This window comes from Legionella taurinensis, assembly GCF_900452865.1.
In the GTDB taxonomy this organism is placed as follows: domain Bacteria; phylum Pseudomonadota; class Gammaproteobacteria; order Legionellales; family Legionellaceae; genus Legionella_C; species Legionella_C taurinensis.
Map to the genome: position 1 here is coordinate 1,943,607 of NZ_UGOZ01000001.1, position 23,760 is coordinate 1,967,366.

Sequence of the window (23,760 nt, forward strand, 5' to 3'; positions counted from 1 at the left end):
AAAGACGGTCCTTACGCCATTTAATAATCTTTTTAAATTACAGGAGTTTACCCTGCTAAACAAGCGTGGCATTTACGATTTTGCACGACAGTGTTAGCATTGCAGCGGAAAAATTAAAAGGACTTATGCCATCACCATGAACCATGGGATTAATCGTTTTGTTGTACTCGTTGCTGCCATTGCGGGCCTGTCCGGTTTTCTTTTTGGTTTTGATTCCAGTGTCATCGCGGATATTCACGATCAGGTTTCAGTGCAATTATCCTTAAGCACCTGGCAATGGTCACAGGTCGTCAGTGTCAGCTTACTCGGTTCAATTTGCGGTATCCCTCTAAGCGGTCTTGTCGCGGATCGCATCAGCCGCCGTTCCCTGCTTAAAGCCGTGGCTCTGCTGTTTATTGCAGGCACTCTGATTTGTGCGGACGCTCATACCCTGACTGGGCTGCTTGCCGGCCGGCTTTTAATCGGACTCTGCATTGGCGTAGCCTCCTATGCCGCACCGCTTTACATTGCTGAGATGGCGCCCAGGAATAAACGAGGGGCCCTTGTGTTAATGAATGGCCTTGCCATCACCTCCGGTCAAGCCGCCGCCTACCTCCTGGGTTATTTTCTCCATGATGTCTCGTCCTCCAGTTGGCGGCTGTTGTTGGCCATCGGTATTCTGCCCGCGCTGGTGTTATTTCTTGGCTTGTTTTTTGTCCCCCACTCCCCGCGATGGTTACTGAAACATCACGGGGAAGAAAAAGCCCGGGAAGCCTTGAACCGGATTCGCCCCCACGCCATAGAAACGTCTCTGGAGTTAGAGGAAATAAAAAAACAAGGGTGCGCTTCACAAGTCAATCCTCTGGCTCTGTTAAAACGGCCGCTTGCCGGGCTTCTACTGCTGGGAGTAAGCCTTGGCATTTTCCAACAGTTTTCAGGCATTAACGCCATCCTGTTTTATGGGCCGATGATTTTTCATGACGCAGGCTTCATGCCCGTTAAAAACGCCATCCTTGCCACGTTCTGGCTCAGTCTGATTAATTTCATTTTTACCGGGGTAACAGCCTGTCTTATCGATCGCCATGGGCGCCGGTCTTTGTTGCTTGGCGGATCGTTCCTGGCCTGTATAAGCCTTCTGGCGGCAAGCCTTTTCTTTGCACTACCCAATGCCCCCTCTCCATTTGTGCTGCTGCTGTTCATGACGCTGTATGTCATTGGCTATTGCATCAGCCTGGGCTCGTTATTCTGGGTTCTCATCGCCGAAATTTACCCCTCAGGCGTTCGGGGAATGGCCATGAGTTTTGCCACTTTAATGCAGTGGGCCGCGAATTTTGCGGTATCCATTTCGTTTTTACAGGCCTATGAACGCGTTGGCGAAAGCACGGTTTTTCTTGGTTTTTCCATCATTTGTTTATCAGCCTTTGTCGTCACCTATTATTTTGTTCCCGAAACCTCTGGCGTCAGTCTTGAAAAAATTGAAGAAAACCTGACGAAAGGCTTCAACATCAGAGACATCGGCCAGCCGCTGCCGTACAGGAACAATCCGTTTGACTTTACTTTGGAAAAAACACCATGACCCATTTACCTTATAAACGCTGCCGCCTAGGTATCCTTGGCGCTGGACGCATTGGCCGTCTGCACGCAGAAAACATTCAATTTCACCTGCCGCAATTCCAATTAACCGCCATTGCCGATCCCGCGATAGACCGGTCCTGGGCCCAGGGACTGCAAATTCCCATCAGCGGGGATAGCCGTGAACTCCTTGAGCGCGAGGACATTGATGCGATCCTGATTGCATCCCCCTCGTCACTCCACATTGAGCAGATTAAAGCCGCAAGTGCGGCGGGCAAGGCGGTTTTTTGTGAGAAACCCATGGGACTTACTGAGGAAACGATTCAAGACGCCTTAACCGTCATTGAGTCGAATAATACCTTATTGCAACTGGGTTTTAACCGCCGTTTCGATCACAGTTTTTCCACTCTGCAGGCCCAGATTAAAGCCGGAGATATCGGCTCGCTGCAGATTGTACGTATTTCGTCCCGTGATCCGGTATGCCCTCCCAAGGGTTATGCCGCCACCTCCGGCGGTTTGTTTATGGACATGACCATCCATGATTTTGACATGGCGCGTTTTTTAACGTCCTCCGAGGTCGTGGAAGTTTACGCCAGCGGCGCTGTGTTAATCGATCCGGACTTTGAAGCCTGTGAGGACGTGGACACCGCCATTGTTCAGCTTCGCTTTGCCAATGGGGCTTTAGGCGTTATTGACAACAGCCGTCAGGCGGTCTATGGCTATGATCAACGCATCGAGGCGTTCGGCTCCCAGGGCATGCTGCTTGCGGATAATCAGACCAATCACACGGTAAAGCATTACCGTCAGCATTTAACCACCACCGCCAACCCCAAATTCTTTTTTCTGGAACGCTATCAACAAGCCTTCATTGCGGAACTGCTGGCTTTCCATGAGGCCTGGCAGGAGACCAAACCCAGCCCGGTGTCAGGCTGGGATGGCCTTCAGGCTCTGCGCATAGCCAGTGCTGCAAAGCAATCACTGATCACTGGCTTACCCGTTCATCTGGATTGAGGCGGCTATGACGCAGACTGATTTTGTCGTTGAAAACAATCGCCCCGTTGACGTCATTGTCATGGGGCGTGTGGCTGTTGATCTCTATGCGGAACAAATAGGCAGCAGTCTGGTAGAGGCTCAGACATTCCGAAAATATTTAGGCGGCTGCGCTGGCAATATTGCCGTGGGCGCCGCAAGGCTTGGACTAAACAGCCTGATGTTTTCCTGCGTCGGCAAGGATGACATGGGTACTTTTCTCAAAAAGACGCTGGTGCGGGAAGGCGTGGACATCAGCCTTCTTCAGGAGTCCAGCCAGCATTTAACCGGTTTGGTATTACTGGGAATTAAACCGCCACATGATTTCCCGCTGATGTTTTATCGCAATGACTGTGCCGACATGCAGCTAAAACCTGAACATGTCCAGGAAGACAGAATCGCTGAGGCAAAAGCCCTGCTCATCACCGGTACAGGGCTGTCGACGTCCTCGATGTTTGCCACCAGCCGCCATGCAGTGAGCGTGGCAAAAAAAACCGGTACCGCCGTCATCATGGATCTGGATTACCGTCCGGTGTTGTGGGGTTTGACGGACCGCGGCAATGGCGAACTCCGTTACCTGACCAGCCACCGCGTCACCCAAACCTATCAGCAGATTCTGCCTCACTGCGCACTGGTGGTGGGTACAGAAGAAGAAATCCGCATTGCCGGAGGCAACGAGGACATTCACAAGGCCCTGCGGACGATTCGCGGCCTCACGCAGGCGCCGATTGTCATGAAACGAGGCGAAAAAGGGAGCGAGGTTTATTTCGCCAGAGACAGCAGGCCTTATTGCAGCCAATCGTTCCCTGTACCCGTCCTCAATGTGTTAGGCGCTGGCGATGGCTTTATGGCCGGTTTGCTGCGCGGACTGCTGACAGGCGAATCCTTTGACCAGGCAATGACTTACGCTAATGCCTGCGGTGCGCTGGTGGTCACTCGCCATGGCTGTGCACCCGCCATCCCCTTCTGGCCTGAATTAACCTATTTCATCCGCCATTATGCAGACGATCCTGAAATCTGGGCGAGTGATGAATTAGCCAAACTGCATCAGTCATTGACCCCCACATCCCCCCCCTCGTCTGAAACCCTGCTTAAACAACCTCAGGGATTTAAAGACGGTTTAAACCGCATTGTCGACATGCAGAAATCCACCTTGCCCACGGGCATGAATTTCAGTTCACTTCGACTAAAAATCGGCCAAACATTTCATTTTGACACCGACTATGAATTTGCGGCCCTGCTGATGACTGGTCGCGTTATTTTCCATTACCAGTCCCTCAAAAAAGAAGTCGAACGCACGGATTATTTCTCACAACTGCCGCTGGTTCTTCACTGCCCGGCCGGCACAGCGGCGCATGTCGATGCCTTAAGCGATTGCGAGATCATGCTGATTGAAACCGAAAACGATCAACCCTTTGCGCCGGTGTTGTTTGATGAGGCCAATCTGCTCGAATGCGATCATCGCGGCAAGGATTTGCTGGACAACACATCTTATCGACTGGTTCGCACTGTCTTTGACAAACGCAATCGTCCCGAATCGAATCTGGTGGTGGGTGAAATCATTACCTTTCAGGGCCGCTGGTCCAGTTATCCACCACATGCTCACCCGCAGCCGGAAATTTATCACTACCGCTTTTCCGAACCCCAGGGCTTTGCCTTCGGCGAAAATGGCCGCGAGGTGCTGCGGATCGAACACAACGACACGTTTCAAATTGCAGAAGGCCAGTCGCACGCGCATTGCACTGCACCGGGTTACGCCATGTACACCCTGTGGTTTATTCGCCATCAGCCGGATAATCCCTATTTAACCCCCGCGTTCCAGAGCGAACACGAGTGGACACGCCATGCCGGATCGCCGCTGCGATCATGGCAGGACAAGCAATAAGGAAACGCGATGAACACAATTCGTTTAACCATGGCTCAGGCTCTTTTACGGTTTTTAGCCAACCAATACGTGGTGATGGATGGCGTGGAGCAGCGCTTGGTCGAGGGCGTCTTCGGTATTTTTGGGCATGGCAATGTCACAGGCCTTGGCGAAGCCCTGGAATATGACTCGGGCGGCCTGACCTATTATCAAGGCCATAATGAACAGGGCATGGCCCATACCGCCATTGCCTTTGCCAAACAGCATAACCGCTTGAAGATCTTTGCCTGCACGTCCTCGATTGGACCGGGCGCAACCAATATGGTGACTGCGGCGGCGACAGCCACCACCAATCGCATTCCCCTGCTGCTTCTACCCGGGGACGTGTTCAGTTGCCGTCAACCCGATCCGGTGTTGCAGCAGCTCGAAATGCCGCATGACTACACGCTGTCTGTCAATGATTGCTTTAAACCGGTGAGCCGATACTGGGACAGGATTTCCCGCCCGGAACAATTGATGACGGCCTGCATCAATGCCTTTCGTGTGCTTACCGATCCCGCAGAGACTGGCGCCGTGACCCTCTGCCTGCCGCAGGATGTGCAATCGGAATGTTACGATTACCCTGCGTCGTTTTTCAACAAACGCCAGTGGTTCATTGAGCGGCCCCCGCTGTCTCAGAACACCCTGCAGCGAGCCGTAAACCTCCTTAAGCAGGCAAAATGCCCCCTCCTCATTGCCGGAGGCGGTGTGCACTACTCCCTGGCCACAGCAACCCTGGCTGATTTTTCTGCCAGACACGGCATTGCAGTGGCTGAAACGCAGGCGGGTAAAAGTGCCCTTTCGGCAAGCCATCCCTTCAATGTCGGGGGCATGGGGGTTACGGGTTCAGAGGCCGCCAACCGTCTTGCTGCGCAGGCGGACGTCATTCTGGTGGTCGGATCGCGTCTTCAGGATTTTACCACCGCATCCAAGTCAGGATTCAGGCAGACAGACTGCCAATTCATCAACCTCAATATCAGCCGTTTTGACAGCCTGAAAATGGACAGTCTCAGTTTAAAAGCCGATGCGCGTACCGGTCTTGAGCAATTGTCGCAGGCATTGGAGGATTATCAGACTGACCTGTCCTACCAACAACAGGTTAACGATTACCGGCGGGCCTGGGAAAAGGAATTAACGCGGATAAGCCAGCCGCTACGCCAAGACGGTCTTGAGCAAACAGCCGTCCTTGCTGAACTCAATCAATTTGTCACCGCCGAGGATGTGATTGTCAGTGCTGCCGGCAGTCTGCCTGGGGATTTGCATCGCTTATGGCAATGCAAACAACCTAAGGATTATCATCTGGAATATGCTTATTCCTGCATGGGCTATGAAGTCGCCGCCGGGCTGGGGGTGCGTCTTGCCAAAGGAGGCGCGGGTGAGGTGTATGTGCTTGCAGGCGATGGCAGTTACCTGATGATGCATTCCGAATTGATCACCTGCATTCAGGAGCATAAAAAAATCACCATTCTCCTCTTTGATAACCACGGGTATCAGTGCATCCGCAACCTGCAGGAAGCGCATGGCAGCCAGGGATTTGGCAACGAATTCCGCTACCGCGATCCGCAATCCGGGCAATTAACAGGTGAGTACTTAACCATCGATTTTTGTCAGTATGCCGAGGCCCTGGGGGCAAAAAGTTTTTATGCAGAAAGCTATGAACAGTTTAACTCTGCACTGCAGGCCGCTAAACAGGAAACGCAAAGTTGCGTCATCGTTTTACCGGTTCTGCCTAAAACCATGAGTCAGGGCTATCACACCTGGTGGCGGGTCGGCGTAGCGGCTCAATCCAAATCACCGCAGGTGCAACAAGCCTACGAACAAATGACCCGTCAGCTTGAAGCAATTAAAGATTATTAAGGAGCAACACATGACCATTAAACTCGGCATCGCCCCCATTAACTGGTGCAATGACGATGATCCATCCCTGGGTCGGGACATCAGCTTTGAACAATGCCTGCGGGAAATGGCCGAGGCCGGCTTTGTCGGCACGGAAATGGGCAACAAGTATCCCCGGAATCTGGCCGTGCTTAAACAATCGCTGGCTGAAAAAGGCCTTGAAATGGCCAGTGCCTGGTTCAGTACCTTTTTTACCGAAGCCGAGCAATACGATGCCACCCTGTCCCGCTTCCTTGATCATTTAAGTTTCATGCGTGCCTTAGGCGCCCGATTCGTCAATGTCTGTGAATGCGGCGGCGCCATTCAGGGAACGCCGCACCCCATTTTAGGACACAATAAACCGCAATTCAGCGCCAGCCAATGGCAGCAACTGATCCAGGGCTTACATACTATTGGCCGCATAGCCCATGATTTCAATATGCAGATAGCCTACCATTACCATGCAGGAACCGGTGTGTTTCACGAGCAAGAAATTGATTACCTGATGCAGCACACAAGCCCTGAGCTCGTCGCCCTGCTGCTGGATACCGGACACGCCGCAATGGCTGGCATTCACCCGGTCAGCCTGATTAAAAAACACGGCCAGCGAATCCGTTATGTGCATTTAAAAGACATCCGCAGCCACATTCTTCATCAGGTCCAACAGCAGGAATTAAGTTTCATGGACGCCGTGCGTCTGGGTGTGTTTACCGTTCCTGGGGATGGGCAACTGGATTTTGCGGCCGTTGTTGACGAATTGCGGCAATTGAATTATCAGGGGTGGATGATTGTTGAGGCAGAGCAGGATCCAGCCAAGGCGCCGCCTTTAGACTATGCACGCAAAGCCTATGCCTATCTGACGGAGGTGATATAGCTTGAGCCTACGGACATCAGGGCTGGGCTTAGGCAGGTGGGTTAATGCTATAATTTTAAAAAGCACCGCAAGGCATGAACCATGATCGATATCATCACCCATGACGTTTGCCAGTTGCATGACATGGGGCAATTTCATCCCGAATCGCCGGCGCGGATTGAAGCCATTATGGATGAACTTCAAACCTCAGCCCTCCCTCTGCAATGGCATACGGCAAGGCCAATCGACAGTCAATGGCTCTACGCCACCCACGACAGAGCACATGTTGATCATGTGTTCGCCGCCTCCCCTGTGCACGGGTACAAAGCGGTCGGTCCTGACGCCCTGATGAATCCGTTTTCCCTGAATGCTGCCCTGCACGCTGCCGGCAGCCTTATTCAGGCCGTGGATAAAGTGTATCAGCAGCAAGCCACGCAAGTGTTTTGCCTGGTCAGACCCCCAGGGCATCATGCGGAATATAATCAGGCCATGGGGTTTTGCTTTTTTAACACGATTGCAAGCGGCGTCATTTATGCCCTTAAGCATTACGGGGTTAAAAAAGCGGGCATTGTTGACTTTGACGTTCACCATGGCAATGGCACTCAGCACATTTTAAAAGACAAACCAGAGGTCCTTTTCTGTTCTTCTTTTCAACACCCTTTTTACCCGTTCACACCCCTAGTCAGGGATCATCCGAACATTATCCACTTACCGCTTGCAGCCGGAACAGCCGGCGAAGAATACCGACTGCGTTTTGAAGAGAGCATCCTTGCGCCCTTGCAGGCATTTAAACCCGATATTCTTTTTGTTTCCGCAGGTTTTGACGCGCATAAGCGGGACCCCATCGGTGGCTTAAATCTGGATGAAGATGACTTTTACTGGCTTGGGCACACCCTCGCCAATCTTGCCGCAAATTATTGTGAGGGCCACATCATTTCTGTTCTTGAAGGCGGTTATCACCTCGAGGCCTTGGCTGATTCTACCCACAGTTACCTTTGCGGGCTGTATGACGGCAGCCCTCACTAAGCGTTTTGCTCTTCCCAGGGTATAAAGGCCGTCATGTCGTTGAAACAATACAATCCAGCGGGCTTAAGCGACCAGGTGTCGGTGTGATGCTGCAGCAGTTTTTGCAGCCTGTTGCTGACATGCCGGGTAATGGTCTGCAGGCGCTCGTCGGATGGCGTTTGATAACGATACGCCAGGGTAATGTGAAAAACACGGGGTATTTTATGTTCAAGATTATGGTCTCGCGCCAGCGTCACGATGGCGTCTCGCATGGCCGCCGGCAGATGGCCATAAAGCTGGATGACATCACTGACGACGATTTTTTCAATGGTCAGTGTCGGCTTTAGGCACCGCTGATCAAGACTCGCTTTTAAGCGCTGTAAGAACAGGCGATGCTCCAACAGAAACCGGTCCCACCCTTGCCCGCCCTCATTAGCTTGGGTAAACACGTTGATGGCCGTCATGTGGTAACTGCCCATGGGCAGTGGCGAAAAATAACGCAGAAGCAAGGGATCATCGACCAACGCCTGATAAACGGATTGCCAGAAAGTGGCGTCTTCCTCCCTGACGGGGCAAATGACTGTCACGCCCGGAAACAGCGTGTAATGGCCATCGGCATTAATCTTTATCAAGGGTGTGGTTGAGTAAGGCAATTGAAGCTCCGCAATCGGATGTATTGTCATTTTAAAAAGACTTGCACGTTTGTCAATTTCACATTGTTTAATCAACGGGAATATACCTATAATCAAGGCAGGGCTTCAAGGAGAGAAAACGATGCGACGGCAATGGTATATCGGTTTTGGAGTGGTTTTATTAGGCATCCTGCTGTTTCTGGTGATGCTGCATGATACCATCTGGTTTTTAGCGGTATTGACACCCATTGTCATTCTGTGGATTTACGACACTACCCAGAAAGAGCATACCATACTGCGCAATTTCCCGGTGCTTGGGCATTCCCGCTACCTTCTTGAATTTTTCCGCCCGGAAATTCAGCAGTATTTCATTGCCGACAATGAAGCGGAACGACCGTTCAACCGCGAGGCACGATCACTTATTTACCAACGCGCCAAAAATGTACGTGACACGGTTCCTTTCGGCACTGAACGCGAAATCACCCAGGTGGGATATACCTGGGTTTTGCATTCGCTGGCACCCAAGCATGTTTCTGAAGTCGAACCGCGCATCATTGTGGGCGGACCCGATTGCAAAAAACCGTACAGCGCCTCGCGCTTAAACATTTCAGCCATGAGTTACGGGTCGTTATCGCCCAATGCCATCATGGCCTTGAACAAGGGGGCCCAACTGGGCAGCTTTGCCCATAATACCGGTGAAGGGGGTTTAAGCCCCTACCATCTGCAGGGCGGTGATATCATTTTCCAGCTAGGGACAGCCTACTTTGGCTGCCGCGATGATCAGGGGCGTTTCAGTGAAGACGAGTTTAAAATTGAAGCGAACCGCGAACAAGTCAAAATGATCGAAATCAAATTATCGCAGGGCGCGAAACCGTCGCATGGCGGTATTCTGCCTGCCGCCAAGCTGACACCGGAGATTGCACGGGTCAGGAAAGTGAAAATGGGAGAGGACGTCCTATCTCCTCCAGCACATACCGCGTTCAATTCGCCAATTGGTCTACTGGAATTTGTGAAAAAACTCCGCGATTTGTCCGGGGGAAAGCCGGTTGGTTTTAAATTGTGCCTGGGTCGTAAAGAAGAATTTCTGAGCATTTGCAAAGCCATGCTGACAACCAATATCCTGCCGGATTTCATCACGGTAGACGGTGCCGAAGGCGGTACCGGGGCCGCACCGCTTGAATACACCAACCGGGTCGGCGAACCCCTGGAAGCGGCACTGGTGTTTGTGCACAATGCGTTGGTCGGCATCAATGTGCGTGACAAAATCCGCGTCATTTGCAGCGGCAAGGTGTACAGTGGCTATGATCTGGTGGCTAAAATTGCCATGGGCGCCGACATGTGCAATGCCGCGCGGGCCATGATGATGGCTATCGGCTGCATTCAGTCCAAACAATGCAATGCCAACACCTGCCCTACCGGGGTTGCAACCCAGAATGAGCGCCTGCAACGCGGCCTGGTTGTGGATGTTAAAAAGCAGCGTGTCGTCAATTACCATCGCAACACCATGAAAAGTTTTCTGGAAATGGTGGGAGCCATGGGTCTTTCCAATCCCAGCGACTTAAAACCGGACTTTCTGATGCGCCGTGTCAGCGAAGAATCCGTGAAATCCTTCTGTGAAATCTATGACTATTTAAAACCGGGCCAGCTTTTAGGGTCGGATATCCCGCCAAGCTATAAAAAATACTGGGATTTGGCCACAGCAGAAAAATTCTAAATCCGCCCGACAATGGCCGGGGTTATTTTTCCCCGGTCACAACAAACACCGACAATTTAAAAAGGTAATCCCCCTGGTACTGCTCTTTCACTTTTTCGGCATAGGTTTGCACCATGGCTTCATTGATGCGTTTGATTTCGTCAGGCTCAATTTGCCCATGGAAGAAAGGGATGCCGTTTACAAATTTACGGAAGGTGTCTAATGAAGGTAATGTCAAGGCTTCGCCGACGCGTTGAATGTGCACTGTTTTAAGCGGCAAATCACGGAGATGCTCCATGCCCTCATGAAGTCGGGAGTAATCCACAGGGGGCTTGAATTCGCGCAGGGAAGCAAACTGCCCTGAATCCCTGACACTGTTAAACGTCCACATGAAGGGATCATCCCCGGTAGGGAACAGCGTGAAAAACCGGCCTCCTGGTTTAAGCGCCCGGGTGATATTAGCGAATGCCCGTTTGATGTCGCTTGCCCATTGCAGACACCAGAAAGACACAATGTAATCAAACGCCGTCTCAAAAGGCAACGTCAATACATCCGCCTGTTGCCAGTCGGCATTCGGGTAATCCCTGGCGGTTTCTTTAGCCAGCGCCAACATGTTGTCCGAGGCATCGACACCCAGAAAAGAGCCGAGGGGTACCTTTTCAATGATTTTTAAACTGAAACTGCCGTTACCGCAGCCGATATCCAGCACCGCATCTTGCGGTTTGATTTCTAACTGAGGTAAAAACGTGTCGGCGATGGTGGCTTGGATAAAGGAGCCGATGGCATAGTCTGATGCCGGCCATTCCTGATTTGACATGATTTCCTCACAATAACGCCCGGGCACTGAGGCCCGGGACAGGGTTATAAACAATGTTTGTTGTCGTATTTGGTGCAGTGATGACCAAAGTACATCCGCAAGGGTGAAGTATAGACCTTCGGCGCCTTCTCCATCAAAAACAGAAGTTCCGGCTGCAGTTCCACGTAGTTGGCATGGCTTAGCACCCCCGAATAGGTCCGGTCGGCAAAAGCATAGAACCAGCGATTGATGAACGGCAGGATCAAACCCGGATCGTTGGAATAAAAGCGTTCATAAATGTCATGAGTCAACTCATTCATCAGATCATAGTTGCTGGCGAAATAATGGCTCTGGTTGTCATGTCGATAACGCAGTAGCCTGCTGTCATTGCGATGATTCAAAACCCCCGCATCAATGTTAAGCGACACCGCGACACCCGTTGCGGATTCCACCTCAAAAGGAACACCCAGTAAATCCTGGCCATTGTGTGAACGCAGGTAATTTTCAAGGTAATAAATGGCGCCGTCGTTTAAGGGATCAAAATAACTGTTGATGGCGAAATGTACTGCATACTCGGTCTTGGGATCATAACCGCAGAAAACCAGAGTGTTGTATAAAAATTTTTCATAGGTAATTTTTGACACGAAAAAATCTTCAATGTCCTGGATTATTGCCTCGCAATGGCGTTCACCGCTGAGCGCACCCTGAACACGTACGATCTGAGTCGGGTAAGGCTGATGCCGCTCAAACCCTTGCTTATGCCCTGCAACATCCTGAAAATTGCTGTATTGCTTTACAACCGCCTGGCCGTCAAAAACCGGATCGATCACTGCTTTAGGCGGTTCTGCCAGGTTGGCAAAACTTAACGGGGACAGAAGAAACAATGACGCTACAAGTGACATTTTCATAATTAATTCCTTTTAAAATGAAAAAGACTTCGCGAGGGCTTACGAAGACGGGTTACTTCCTCCAAATCCATTCTACTCTGACTTGCTGATAACACCAAATCAACACAGTGAATCAGGATTCGCCAACCCGTTTGCACGGCCCCGGTGTATCCGGTATGGTAGGAGGCAGCAGCATCGCAAATCAGGCCATGATAATGGATAAGAACATTCGAATTTACGCAGAAACAGCCGAAGCGCTGGGACTGCCGGCGGTATTCCAGCCGGAACTGAATATACTGAACATCAAGCTCAGCCGCCGTTGCTATTATTTCCATGCCGCCATCACCCCGTTTAACCAGGGCGCGAGCATTTACATTGCCAAACACAAGTATTTAGCCAATTATTTGCTCGACAGGGCCGGTTTTCCAGTTCCTAAAGCGGCCTTGTTTCTTGCCAAGCATTTCAGCAAAGCGATCCTTTGCCAAAAAATAGAGCACTTTCGCTTTCCGCTGGTCGCCAAGCCGGCTCAGGATACTGTGCGGGGACGTGATGTCTTCTGCAACATTAAAGACGTAGACACCCTCTATGCTTACCTTGACGAGCAATTAAATACACACAAATCCATGCAGGTGGAAGAATTTCATCAGGGCCTTAAAGAATACCGCGTCCTGGTGTTTAAACGCCGCGTGATTGGCGTCGTTGAGCGCTTTGGCGCCAGGGTAACGGGCGATGGGCGTCAGACCCTTGCCCAGCTGATTGACGCCAGTAACGCGGCGCGTGAGAAATTAAGCGATAAATTAACCATTTCGCCGCTGGTGGTTGATCAGGAATACCGGCAATGCCTGACTGAACAGGGCTTAACACTGGAAAGCATTCCCGCGGCAGGACAAACAGTTCATTTGTGCCATACCGTCAACACCGGGCGCGGCGGCGATATCGTTTCCCATGGCAAAAAAATCCATCCCCGCAATGCACGCCTGCTGGTGAAAGCAGCCAAAACCTTAGGCCTGCAGTTTGTCGGATTTGATGTGTTATGTGAAGACATTAATCAATCGTTTGATCACACCCGATGGCTTATTCTCGAAGGCAATTTTAATCCTAACATCACCATTCATGAAATTCCTCATCGCGGGACTCCAAGCCCTGTCACCCGTATCCTGTTGCTCGATTTAATCAAACGTCACCCGCTGGCCTACCTTGCCGCTTTATCCCGAAAAAAATACGTGGGCATTGGCATAAAATTCACCTTGATTGTGAGCTTAATCCTGCTTCTGGAACAATTGGCTAAACGCATTTGATTTTTCATTGATTTTCTTACAATTCCTCTTGTAAATCCCTGCTCCGCGTGAAATTATCTTGTTATTTTTTTATTCACAAGGAGTTGAATATGAAAGAAACCATTCCCGAACAAATCCATGCGTTAAAAACACGAATAACTGCACTGGGAAAACTCAAAACCATCCACCCCGCCGCCCATTGGAGTCCACAGGAGCTCATCCACAGGCCAACTTACATTGAAGTGCCTCTTCATCAGACCAACATGCTGAATAAAGCCAAACAAGCGGAAGCAGCCGCACAACGAGAACTGGATAGCGAGCTCAAACTAATGCGGACTTATCTCGCGACCCAGGCTCCCGCCCCCCTGCCTGAGAAGAAAATTACCCGGTTATTTAATAAATTCTATTCTGATCTGGCTTTTGAAACGGACAATTTAAACTCCCTCTTTGACAATTATGATCCTTTTGTCGGGGAGACGCTTATGCCCATCACCACAGCCAGTGAACTGAAAAATTTTATTCTGGAAATCACTCGGTTTGATTATGATCTGCGTCTAGCTCTAGGCCGCGCCCAGGCGCTCATCAGCGCGATTGTCACCAGCCTGGAGTTATACTATCCCTTAGTCAGCACCAATCCAACGCGTTGCGGCATCATTGAAAATAAAATACTCTTGCTGGATAAACTCTGTAAATTAATCGAACAAAAGCACGAGCAGTATACCTTATGCAAGTCAAAAGTAAGACAACACATTCAAACGGCCCAAGGCAATGCGGAAATTCAACAAAACTACAAAGCGATGGCCATAGAAACCAAAGAAGCCCGCGAGTTGAAAGAAAAAAATAAAAAAAGCCGGCAAGAAGCGCTTTCGCTTGCCCTGAAAACGAAAGTGATTGATGGCAACAGCGTGTGGTTAGCCGCTGATTTGTTTGATTTTGCCATTAAAAAAATGCGCGCCCAGCAAACCATTCTCGCCGACAGGGCAAAAACCAACCCCCGCTACGTCAAGGCGAGTGACATTGCGAATAAGCTGTGCAATGACTTGCAGCAATTACGACGCGACTATTTTGACGAGGGGACGATTCAAGACATTGACGCCTTAAAGGAAGCCTACGAAGGTCTGATTCGTGACGCTCGTACTGAATTAGCCAACCATCGCGGCGTAAACCGATACGTCGTCGACGCCCTGGCCTACCTCAACACCAGAGCAGGCGGCTGCTTTGCCTTTTTCAAAGGGCCGAAAACCCACTCGGAAAGAAAACTGAATGGTTTATTGCATGATTTGAATGAGATTGATTTTCCCAATCTTAAAGACAATCGCCCTCTTCAACAGGTACCGTCATCGCCGTGCTAAGCGGCGTTAGTCCCCTACCAGGCCATGTTTCTTACTGTGCTGCTGGACTGCTTCATCCAGGCTGGCGGCTTCTGTCAGGGCCGCGACATTTTCACGGGTAAAAAACCCGTCAAACTGATGGCAGCGCTCGACGTATTCGGTAATCAGGATGGAGTACGGCGAATGTTTGGAGAAAATCTGCTTTAAATCCGGCTCCGTACCGCAGGAACCGAAAACCTGAGCAAGAAAGGGAATGGACAACTCATTCTGCAGGGTATTCACCACGTAATCAATGTTCTTAAGGCCGGAGGGGTGATCACCATCGATCACTTCAATGGCAATATGGTGCATGCGGCGGCCATAATTCCTGACAAAATTCTCCGTGGGCATGGGCAAACCCTCGAAGGAATTCACCATAAAAGGCGTATTATTGGCCGTAAATACCTTGGCCGGCGATTTAATGTCCTGGCCATGCGCGGTGCGGTTAACATTGGTGGATGAATTCATATCGCTGATGTTGTAAGCCCCCCAAAAATAATAATTCGACAGGCATAACAGCTCCAAAATCGCATCTTCACGTTCCCCGGCAAGAATACGGGTCGCCATGTGATCAATGCCTTTTAACAAGGGTTTAATGCCCTTGTCGATACTGAGTTGATCCACGCTGTCGAGTGCTTGCTGCTGTGCCTTGGTCAACTTAAAGGGTTGCCCGAGATTAAGGCTTTCAAAGTCAAAAATATTAGCATCGGTATAACCTAACGCATTGAATGAGTAATCAGACAGTTTGGTAAAGGCAAAATGGCCATTGCAATAAAATGGATTTTCAGTGGTGGCCGGATCGCAAAAATGAAACCCCTGGGATTGAAGAATGTCCCTGGTTTCCTGCTGATTTTTTGTCTTAAACAGTTCACCCACGTAGCGCGCATTAAATTTTTCGCGTGAGTTGGGGTACATTTTATTGATGCGGGTAATGTCATCGCGAAAATTGGGATCCAGCGGTTCGAGAATAATTAAAACGGGCGATTCAGTCGTATTCACCAGACAATAAATTTTATGGGTATCACTGATGTAACTGGCCTGATAACGGTAAGGCGTCATGAGGTAGAGCTCTTTCAAATAACCCAACGCATCACCCGTCTGCACCTGAATGACCACCGCGCACATGTCACCGTATAAATCCTGCAACCCTGCCGTTTGACGCCGCTCGTAGATTTTCATGCGGTATTCATTAAAATAATCCGTGTTTTGCTTGTCGCCTTTAGGGGTATAGGTTAAGGGATTGATCATTGCGGGCTCCTGCTTAGTGTCGCCTTTACTACTTTCTAAGTATATACGCAAAAAAGAGAGGTCGAAGAAAATGAGGTAAAGACTACCTTATTCAAAAAGATGCCTTTAATTCAGTGTTGAAATGTGATGAAATAAGCAACAAATAGAAGTTTAGTCTTCATTTTTTTAAATAATACAGCCAGTCTATTTGATTAATTTTTGTTCATATGGTAGAATTTTTTGAATTCTCATTTCATCTCTCTTTTAGTAGAAGAACGTGTTATGCCTAACAATAATTCCATAGCAACGCCTGCGTCACTGCAGGAATTTTTGGCGCATTCCGATTCAATGTATCGCGCTTCCCTGGATACTATTCCCTTATTTGACTCCAACCAAACGCAACATTGGAATACGCAACAAAAGCAGCATTTTGCGGCCATCTTTTACCATTTGCGGGGTCATTTTATTAATTTTATGTGGTACTTGGCCAATTTTTCATCCAACGAGCAAATGAAGCAGGTTGTATTGAATAATATCCATGAAGAAATAGGCATTGGCACCCGTTTTTCTCATGAACTGCTTTATGAGCGTTTCGCCACGGAGTGCCAGGTCAATATTCATGAGGAAATGCTTTCGGAAGCCTTCTATCTGCCCTTTGCCCGTGAATTCAACAAAAAACATTTACAATGGCTTACCTGCCATAGCGAAGAAGAGCGTATCGCTGCTTTTGCCGCTTACGAACGCCTTGATAACCTGGATTACCCTCTTTTGGTCAATCTGGCTAAATCACTGCACATTTCACAACAAGGCATGGCCTTTTTTAACGTCCATGTCCATGTGACCCATTTTGATTCGGTGCTCGATTTATTATTCCCCATATGGGAAACTGATCAGAGTAAAGTAAAAAACGCGTTTGAATTTATTTATACTCATCAGCGGCAGATGTGGTCAAACTTGTCAGACGCCATCTTTTCAGTGGCGCGTTCTGAAGCGGTTGTTGCTTAGTCAATTTTAGGGAATTTAACAATAAAATGGGCAAATTCATTCATTTTTCCTTTACATTGAATGTCTCCTCCCGCAGCCTGCATCAGTAATTTACAATAGGCCAACCCGACTCCGGTCCCGTCTTTGCGATCGGAGTAAAAAAAATCAAAGATTTTTTCCGTATTCTTGGTGTATAACCCTTTTGCCGTATCCTTTACGTGCAGGTAATTAAAATCATCCTTCTCGCCTCCTTTCTCCAACCAGATGAAAATCTGGCCTTTACCGGATTCGTCAATGTATTCAAAGCTATTTTTTAACAGGTTCCAGATAAGGTTTTTAAAAGCCACTTCCTCTATCCAAACCTGAAAATTATGATCGTAATCGCAATGAATCAATGCCTTTTGCTCGTCCTTGAGAGGATAGTCCTCCAGCGTTTTTTTAAGCAAAACGGCCACAGGGTGGATAGCGAAAGCGCTTGTATCAAACTTCTCCCGTTTAATATTATTAAGCTGCATACTGATTAGCTGATTGCCCATCTCGATACCGCGAGTAATCTTGTTGAGGTTTTCCTTCATGTCTTTTTGAATTTCGGGATTATTCAACTTGGCGAGCAGCAACTCCTGCAGTTCCGCCTGCAAATGAATACTGGCCAATGGGGTGCGCAGGTCATGGGCAATACTCCCTGCCAGCAAGCGAAGACCGGATAACCTTCCTGCCTGAATAATTTCCCTGTCACGGGCAAACAGCGCGCCAATAAGGATTGCTGCAGAATAGGTAATGGTCAAACCAAAGACCGATAAATTACCCGGTATATACTCAAACACATTTGTAGAGAGTTGAAAGAAGCAGAAAAAAGCCAACCCCACCCCTAAAAGCAGCAGAATTAGTGCACCCAAAGCACTGGTTACCAGCAATAGGAAAAAAATAGCCGAGACACAGTTCATCAGCCAAAGGGTTGTTCCATGATTCAATAAGGTCAGATAGCAAAAGAAAAAGGGGAGGCAGAAAAGCAGGGTCACGTACCAGAATACGGGTAGAATTCTTAATAATGAAGCAGGCCAGAATTTATTGAAGGCTAATAATGCGCACAGCGTCGTAGCAATCAAGCGCAAAAAAAACTCCTCCGTCAGCTGAAAACTCTCAAGCTTCCAAAACACCCCAAAAAGCGGGTAGTTGATCATCATCACGATACCAAACAAGGTGATCTGATGACTGGCTTCTTCCGTTTGCCTGACCAGATAGGAGTAAATAAGGGTGAGTGTGTTTTTTAACCACCGCATTATTATTAATAATAAAAAGTATAATCCATAGAGAATACCATATTATCCCGTACTCGTGTTGAATTAAGTCAATTCGCTGCCTGCCCGTTCCCTCTGGGATAAGGGCTTGACCGGGTTATCCAGGTTGGCTTAGCAAAACACAACCGTTTCACGTTAGCTATTGACAATCCCCACCATTGGCCATAACATGTATTCATTGTAAATTATTTTTACTCCCATTGGTGTTGTGATGGATTATTTTACCAAACCTGCAATCTGTGCAAATCGTCTTACTCTCCTCCTCCGCTAAGGCGGACAATACTTAATCACACATTCTATTTTTGCTGACCTCCCTTGAATCAAGGTCGTTCTTTCAATTTAAATAATGAGTAATGATGATGTCTACTACACGTTTTGCAGCCTGGATTATGTGGGCCACCGCCTCAATTTTTTATGCTTATCAATACATCCTGCGAGTCATGCCGAACATCATGCTCGAGGATTTTACCCGTCAGTTTCATATCGACAGTGCAGTATTTGGTCAATTTTCAGGCGTTTACTACATTGGCTATTCCCTGATGCATTTACCCTTAGGCATTCTGCTCGACCGCTTCGGGCCGCGTAAAGTAATGACTGGATGTATACTGCTCACCGTCGCCGGACTCATGCCTATTATTTTTTCAGAGCACTGGATATACCCTGTCATTGGCCGGGCATTAATCGGCATGGGTTCTTCAGCGGCCATCCTCGGTATTTTTAAAATCATTCGTATGGCCTTTGACGAACAACGTTTCACCCGATTGCTGAGCCTGTCTGTGACCATTGGTTTGATCGGTGCGATTTATGGCGGCGGGCCAGTCAGCGCCCTTTGTGATCAGTGGGGCTATCAGGCCGTGATTAAACTGTTCTGTGTGTTTGGTTTTGCTCTGGCATTGATAACCTATTTTATTATCCCTGATCTGCAAAAACCGAATAAAAACAAGGTCATGTCGGATATCAAAGCCGTCGTTACCAACAGGAAAGTAATCACCTTATGCCTGCTCGCAGGGCTCATGGTCGGGCCGCTGGAAGGATTCGCCGATGTCTGGGGTGCTGCCTTCCTGCAACAGATTTATGGCTTAAGCCATGAAAGCTCAAGCTACATCACCTCCATGATTTTTTTAGGCATGTGCTTTGGAGCGCCCTTTTTGAGTTTAATGGGTGAAAAGAGCGGTAATTACCTGGGTGTGATCATTGGCGCAGGCCTGGTGATGTTTTTTTGTTTTATGCTGATGATTGGCGGTTACCTCACCTCCGTCAGTCTGGTGGCCAGTTTTATTGCCGTTGGCGTTTGCTGCGCCTACCAGATCCTGGCGATTTATAAGGCATCCACCTATGTCCCCGAACAGATTGCCGGCTTAACGACGGCCGTCGCCAATATGATCATCATGAGTTTTGGTTATGCCTTTCATTCAACCATCGGCATGATCATTCAGGCTTTTGGCGGCGCCAAAACAGCGCAGGCCCTGATTTACGGCGTGGGGATTATCCCGGCGAGTCTGGGGATTGCCATTCTGGGCTTTTTGATGCTTTCATACCGTGAACGCCAGGCCTCGTCGGCTTCGCAAAGCAACGACGTGTTATCCGCCTGATTATTAGACTAAGCGGCTAAGGATGGCCGCTGTTTCCCGGTTATGAAACCTAAATCCACGTTACTAAGGGCATGAACCTTCTGGATTAAGCTGTTTTTTAAGCAGTAACGCATCTTCTTCTTCACCGTTTTCGTCACGGTAATATCCCTTTTTAACCGTGTCGATTTTAAACCCAAGACTTTCATAAAGTGCAATGGCAATTTTGTTGCTGGGCCTGACTTCCAGCATCACCGTGGTCGTCATGGACTGATTAAGCGAACTCAACAGCTTTTCGAGTAAAAACCGGCCATACCCCTTGCCCTGTTGGCTATTTTCAACGCACAGATTTAAGATATGACAAACGCCATAGCTGTGCCGGCAAATAATATAAGCCACAACCTGCGCCACGGATTCATGCAATTCCAATACCTGACAGTTGTATCCGACGAGCACACAATCCCTCAGAATATCACGGCTCCATGGGGCCCGGTGCGCTGCGAGCTCGATGGTATATACCCTGTCAATATCACTGACCTGCATGGGACGTACTTTAAGCATGGCTACCCTGGCATTGGCAATTGGTGGAAATAAAAGAGGTTTCTCTGATTATACTCGCTTTGCACGGTTTTGTAACCGAAGGGAAAGGCGCTGCTTGCCTGGTATTCAGGCAAGCAGTCAGTACAGCATTTATTTTTTCTTTTTCTTGGGCAGGTACAAATCAGTAATCGTGCCTTCGAATGCTTCGGACGATAACATGATGGTCTCAGACAGGGTTGGATGCGGATGAATGGTTAACGCGATGTCTTCCACATCACATTCCATCTCAATGGCCAACGAGGCTTCGGTAATTAAATCACCGGCATTGACCCCGACGATCCCAGCCCCCAGAATGCGATTGGTTTCAGGACAGAATAACAGCTTGGTCATCCCTTCCCCACGCCCCATGCTCAAGGCACGGCCGCTGGCCATCCAGGGAAACGTGGCTTTTTCATAGGCTATGCCTTTCTCTTTGGCTTCTTTTTCAGTCAAGCCAGTCCAGGCGACTTCTGGATCGGTATAGGCCACACTTGGAATGCATTTGGGATCAAAATAGTGCTTCATGCCGGCAATGACTTCTGCAGCCACCCGCCCTTCCGGGATAGCCTTGTGCGCCAGCATGGGTTGTCCAACCACATCGCCAATGGCAAAAATGTGGGGGACATTGGTGCGCATTTGCTTATCGACCTTAATGAAGCCTCGCTCATCCACCGCAACACCGGCTTTTTCAGCAGCGATGGTTCCGCCATTGGGTCTGCGTCCGACCGACAGCAGCACCTGCTGGAAGCGCAGGGGTTTGTCCGTGCCATGTTCCCCTTCCATGCTGACGTAAATACCGTCTTTTTTGGCTTCAACCGCAGTCACCTTGGTTTTGAGCAGGAAGGTGACGCCTTTTTTAGTCATGCGTTTCTGCAGCACAGTGACTAAATCCGCATCGGCGCCTGGCATCAATTGATCCATAAATTCAACGACAGTCACCTTAACGCCCAGGGAGGAGTAAACCGTGGCCATTTCAAGACCAATAATACCGCCGCCCAACACCAGGAGATCCCCCTTGATGTCAGATAATTCCAAAGCCCCTGTGGAACTGAAAATGCGTGGATCCTCAGGCACAAAAGGCAATTTAATGGACTCACTGCCCACAGCAATGACGGCATTTTCAAAAGAAATGGTGGTATTGCCCTCTTTCCCGGCGACAGTGACTTCATGCGTCCCGGAGAATTGACCCACGCCAGTAATAACCTCGACCTTGCGCTGTTTAGCCAATGCTTTAAGGCCGCCAGTCAATTGGCCCACCACGGAATTTTTCCAGGTGACCATTTTCTTATTATCGAGCTTGGGCGCACCGAAACTGATGCCCTGATCGGCCAGTTCATGCGTCTCATCAGCCACTTTGGCAATGTGAAGCAGGGCTTTGGAGGGAATGCATCCCACATTCAGGCACACACCGCCCAAGCTGTCAAAACGTTCAACGAGAACCACTTTCTTACCCAGATCCGCTGCACGAAACGCCGCGGTATAACCGCCAGGTCCGCTGCCCAGCACCACCACATCAGTTTTAATCGAACTCATTACAAAGCCTCTTTCATTTAAAATTACAGTAAAATTCGACGAATATCGCCCAGTAAATCAGCCAGGTATCGGGTAAACCGTGCGGCTTCCGCGCCGTCAATGACACGATGATCATAGGACAAGGACAAGGGAAGCATCAATCGTGGTTTAAATTCACCAGCCACATGGATCGGTTTGATGCTGGAACGCGACAAGCCCAGGATAGCCACTTCAGGACTATTGACAATGGGTGTAAACGCGGTACCGCCAATCCCTCCCAAACTGGAAATGGTAAAGCAGCCGCCACTCATGTCCGCCGGCATTAACCCTTTGTCGCGGGCTTTTTTGCTGATTGCCGCCATCTCGCGGGCGATGTCGCTCACCTGCAACTGGTCCACCTGGCGAATGACAGGAACCACCAGACCATTCGGGGTTTCAACCGCAATACCGATATTGAAATATTTTTTGTAAATCAGGTTCTCACCACTGGCATCCAGCGACGCATTAAATTGAGGAAAGGCCATCAATGCCTTGGTCACGGCTTTGGCAACGAACGCAAGGATGGTCAGTTTGTAACCGTTTTGTGAGGCACGCTCCGACTCTTCCTTTCGAAACGCTTCAAGATCGGTAATATCCGCTTCATCAAATTGCGTCACATGGGGAATGGTAATCCAGGCGCGATGGACGTTTTGGCCGGTTAATCGCTTGATTTTATTCAATGGTTGGGTTTCAATCGCGCCAAATTTACTGAAGTCGATGATCGGCGCCTGGGGCAGCGAAAAACCGCCCGCACCGGCTGCCGGCTTGTCATTTAAGCGTGATTTGATGTACTGCTGAACATCCTCTTTGGTGATCCGGTTTTTACGCCCACTGCCGGCCACCTCACTTAAATTGACACCAAACTCCCTGGCCATACGTCGCACAGCGGGGCCGGCGGCAAGCGCCGCATTGTTGGCAGCAGCAGGCAACGGCATGGGAGCACTGGCTGCCGGTGCCGGTTTTGTTGCTTCCCCGGTTTGGGTTGCAACAGGGGGTGTGGGTTGCGCTTTTTCGGAGGGCGCAGAAACCGGTACTGCCTGTGTCGTTTTCATGGTCAGAATTACGCTGCCCTGCGACACTTTATCCCCGACTTTGAGGGCGAGCTTTTCAATTTCTCCGTCAAAGGGCGAGGGAATATCCATCGTCGCTTTATCGCCTTCAAGGGTAATCAGCGCCTGATCTTTTTTAACGGTATCACCCGCACTGACCATTACCTCAATCACATCAACATCCGTAGCGCCGCCAATGTCGGGAATGGTGATTTCTTGCGATTGCGAAACAGTTTCAGTCGAGGGGGATTGAGTCGGCTTCGGGCTTTCTGTCCTGGCAGGCGGCTCGCTGGCCTCTGTCGGCGTTTGTTGTTCTGTCTCAGGTTTACTCTCTGTTGACAAGGCAAGAATAACATCCCCCTCCGAGATCTTATCGCCCACTTTCACCAGCAATTCCACCACTTTTCCTGCACTCGGAGAAGGAATTTCCATGCTGGCTTTATCCGATTCCAGGGTGATCAATGGCGTATCCACCGCAATGTTGTCACCGGGTTTTACGAGTACTTCAATGACATCGACACCACTCGCGCCACCGATATCAGGAACTTTCACTTTCATCTCATCTGCCATTTTTATCCTCAGCAAAAAGGGGAAGCCATCATGCACGGATTGCATCATGGCCCTCATTATTCT

19 protein-coding genes are annotated in these 23,760 nt (G+C 49.4%); 11 read left to right on the forward strand and 8 right to left on the reverse strand.

The window, feature by feature from the left end; translation table 11 throughout:
* Positions 1-136: 136 nt before the first annotated feature.
* The 6 genes from DYE45_RS09005 to DYE45_RS09030 all read left to right on the forward strand — a co-directional run bounded on the left by DYE45_RS09005 (position 137) and on the right by DYE45_RS09030 (position 8,237).
* Positions 137-1,555, forward strand: coding sequence for a sugar porter family MFS transporter (locus DYE45_RS09005; protein WP_115300795.1), 1,419 nt, complete (start codon positions 137-139; stop codon positions 1,553-1,555).
* Positions 1,552-2,562 (forward strand): inositol 2-dehydrogenase, encoded by a 1,011-nt coding sequence (iolG, locus tag DYE45_RS09010; RefSeq protein WP_108292715.1) that lies wholly within the window; start codon positions 1,552-1,554, stop codon positions 2,560-2,562. The genes DYE45_RS09005 and iolG overlap by 4 nt, the downstream gene beginning before the upstream one ends.
* 7 nt (positions 2,563-2,569) lie before the next feature.
* Entirely contained in the window at positions 2,570-4,465 is a 1,896-nt protein-coding gene (gene iolC, locus DYE45_RS09015; protein ID WP_115300796.1) for a 5-dehydro-2-deoxygluconokinase, read from the forward strand.
* Between the two features lie 9 nt (positions 4,466-4,474).
* The gene (gene iolD, locus DYE45_RS09020; RefSeq protein ID WP_108292719.1) at positions 4,475-6,340 is read left to right on the forward strand and encodes a 3D-(3,5/4)-trihydroxycyclohexane-1,2-dione acylhydrolase (decyclizing); all 1,866 of its coding nucleotides are present in this window, start codon (positions 4,475-4,477) and stop codon (positions 6,338-6,340) included.
* 10 nt (positions 6,341-6,350) lie between these two features.
* The gene (gene iolE / locus DYE45_RS09025) at positions 6,351-7,232 is read left to right on the forward strand and encodes a myo-inosose-2 dehydratase (RefSeq protein ID WP_115300797.1); all 882 of its coding nucleotides are present in this window, start codon (positions 6,351-6,353) and stop codon (positions 7,230-7,232) included.
* A gap of 81 nt (positions 7,233-7,313) precedes the next feature.
* Entirely contained in the window at positions 7,314-8,237 is a 924-nt protein-coding gene (locus DYE45_RS09030; protein WP_108292723.1) for a histone deacetylase family protein, read from the forward strand.
* Here the strand turns inward: DYE45_RS09030 and DYE45_RS09035 are convergent.
* Positions 8,234-8,899 (reverse strand): DUF1868 domain-containing protein, encoded by a 666-nt coding sequence (locus tag DYE45_RS09035; RefSeq protein ID WP_133138186.1) that lies wholly within the window; start codon positions 8,897-8,899, stop codon positions 8,234-8,236. The two genes, DYE45_RS09030 and DYE45_RS09035, sit on opposite strands and share 4 nt — an antisense overlap.
* Positions 8,900-8,990: 91 nt before the next feature.
* Here DYE45_RS09035 and DYE45_RS09040 point away from each other — a divergent pair, with 91 nt between their 5' ends.
* Complete coding sequence (locus DYE45_RS09040; RefSeq protein WP_108292727.1) at positions 8,991-10,562, forward strand: FMN-binding glutamate synthase family protein; 1,572 nt, start codon at positions 8,991-8,993, stop codon at positions 10,560-10,562.
* A 22-nt stretch (positions 10,563-10,584) separates the two neighbouring features.
* Here DYE45_RS09040 and DYE45_RS09045 read toward each other — a convergent pair whose 3' ends face one another.
* On the reverse strand, positions 10,585-11,358 hold the full coding sequence (locus DYE45_RS09045) for a class I SAM-dependent methyltransferase (RefSeq protein WP_108292729.1): 774 nt from the start codon (positions 11,356-11,358) through the stop codon (positions 10,585-10,587).
* Between the two features lie 44 nt (positions 11,359-11,402).
* A complete protein-coding gene (locus DYE45_RS09050) occupies positions 11,403-12,245 on the reverse strand; it encodes an Lpg0189 family type II secretion system effector (protein WP_108292731.1) in 843 nt (280 codons plus the stop codon).
* Positions 12,246-12,352: 107 nt separating this feature from the next.
* Here DYE45_RS09050 and DYE45_RS09055 point away from each other — a divergent pair, with 107 nt between their 5' ends.
* Positions 12,353-13,522, forward strand: a complete 1,170-nt coding sequence (locus DYE45_RS09055) for a UDP-N-acetylmuramyl peptide synthase (protein WP_108292733.1) — start codon at positions 12,353-12,355, stop codon at positions 13,520-13,522.
* An 89-nt stretch (positions 13,523-13,611) separates the two neighbouring features.
* Positions 13,612-14,853 (forward strand): hypothetical protein, encoded by a 1,242-nt coding sequence (locus DYE45_RS09060; protein WP_108292735.1) that lies wholly within the window; start codon positions 13,612-13,614, stop codon positions 14,851-14,853.
* A gap of 6 nt (positions 14,854-14,859) precedes the next feature.
* On the opposite strand, the gene DYE45_RS09065 is transcribed toward DYE45_RS09060, so the two are convergent.
* Complete coding sequence (locus DYE45_RS09065) at positions 14,860-16,119, reverse strand: hypothetical protein (protein ID WP_108292737.1); 1,260 nt, start codon at positions 16,117-16,119, stop codon at positions 14,860-14,862.
* A 261-nt stretch (positions 16,120-16,380) separates the two neighbouring features.
* On the opposite strand from DYE45_RS09065, the gene DYE45_RS09070 reads away from it, so the two are divergent.
* Positions 16,381-17,103: an iron-containing redox enzyme family protein gene (locus tag DYE45_RS09070; RefSeq protein WP_108292739.1), complete on the forward strand. Its 723-nt coding sequence runs from the start codon at positions 16,381-16,383 to the stop codon at positions 17,101-17,103.
* On the opposite strand, the gene DYE45_RS09075 is transcribed toward DYE45_RS09070, so the two are convergent.
* Positions 17,100-18,362 (reverse strand): ATP-binding protein, encoded by a 1,263-nt coding sequence (locus DYE45_RS09075; protein ID WP_108292741.1) that lies wholly within the window; start codon positions 18,360-18,362, stop codon positions 17,100-17,102. The genes DYE45_RS09070 and DYE45_RS09075 overlap by 4 nt on opposite strands.
* 377 nt (positions 18,363-18,739) lie before the next feature.
* Here DYE45_RS09075 and DYE45_RS09080 point away from each other — a divergent pair, with 377 nt between their 5' ends.
* The gene (locus tag DYE45_RS09080; protein WP_108292897.1) at positions 18,740-19,972 is read left to right on the forward strand and encodes an MFS transporter; all 1,233 of its coding nucleotides are present in this window, start codon (positions 18,740-18,742) and stop codon (positions 19,970-19,972) included.
* A gap of 63 nt (positions 19,973-20,035) precedes the next feature.
* Here the strand turns inward: DYE45_RS09080 and rimI are convergent, their stop codons facing one another.
* The 3 genes from rimI to aceF form a co-directional block, all read right to left on the reverse strand.
* Positions 20,036-20,509 carry a ribosomal protein S18-alanine N-acetyltransferase gene (rimI, locus tag DYE45_RS09085; protein WP_242602692.1) on the reverse strand — a complete coding sequence of 158 codons (474 nt, stop codon included), beginning with the start codon at positions 20,507-20,509 and terminating at the stop codon, positions 20,036-20,038.
* Positions 20,510-20,638: 129 nt separating this feature from the next.
* Positions 20,639-22,060 carry a dihydrolipoyl dehydrogenase gene (gene lpdA, locus DYE45_RS09090; protein WP_108292743.1) on the reverse strand — a complete coding sequence of 474 codons (1,422 nt, stop codon included), beginning with the start codon at positions 22,058-22,060 and terminating at the stop codon, positions 20,639-20,641.
* Positions 22,061-22,083: 23 nt separating this feature from the next.
* A complete protein-coding gene (gene aceF, locus DYE45_RS09095; protein ID WP_115301076.1) occupies positions 22,084-23,697 on the reverse strand; it encodes a dihydrolipoyllysine-residue acetyltransferase in 1,614 nt (537 codons plus the stop codon).
* Positions 23,698-23,760 lie beyond the last annotated feature (63 nt).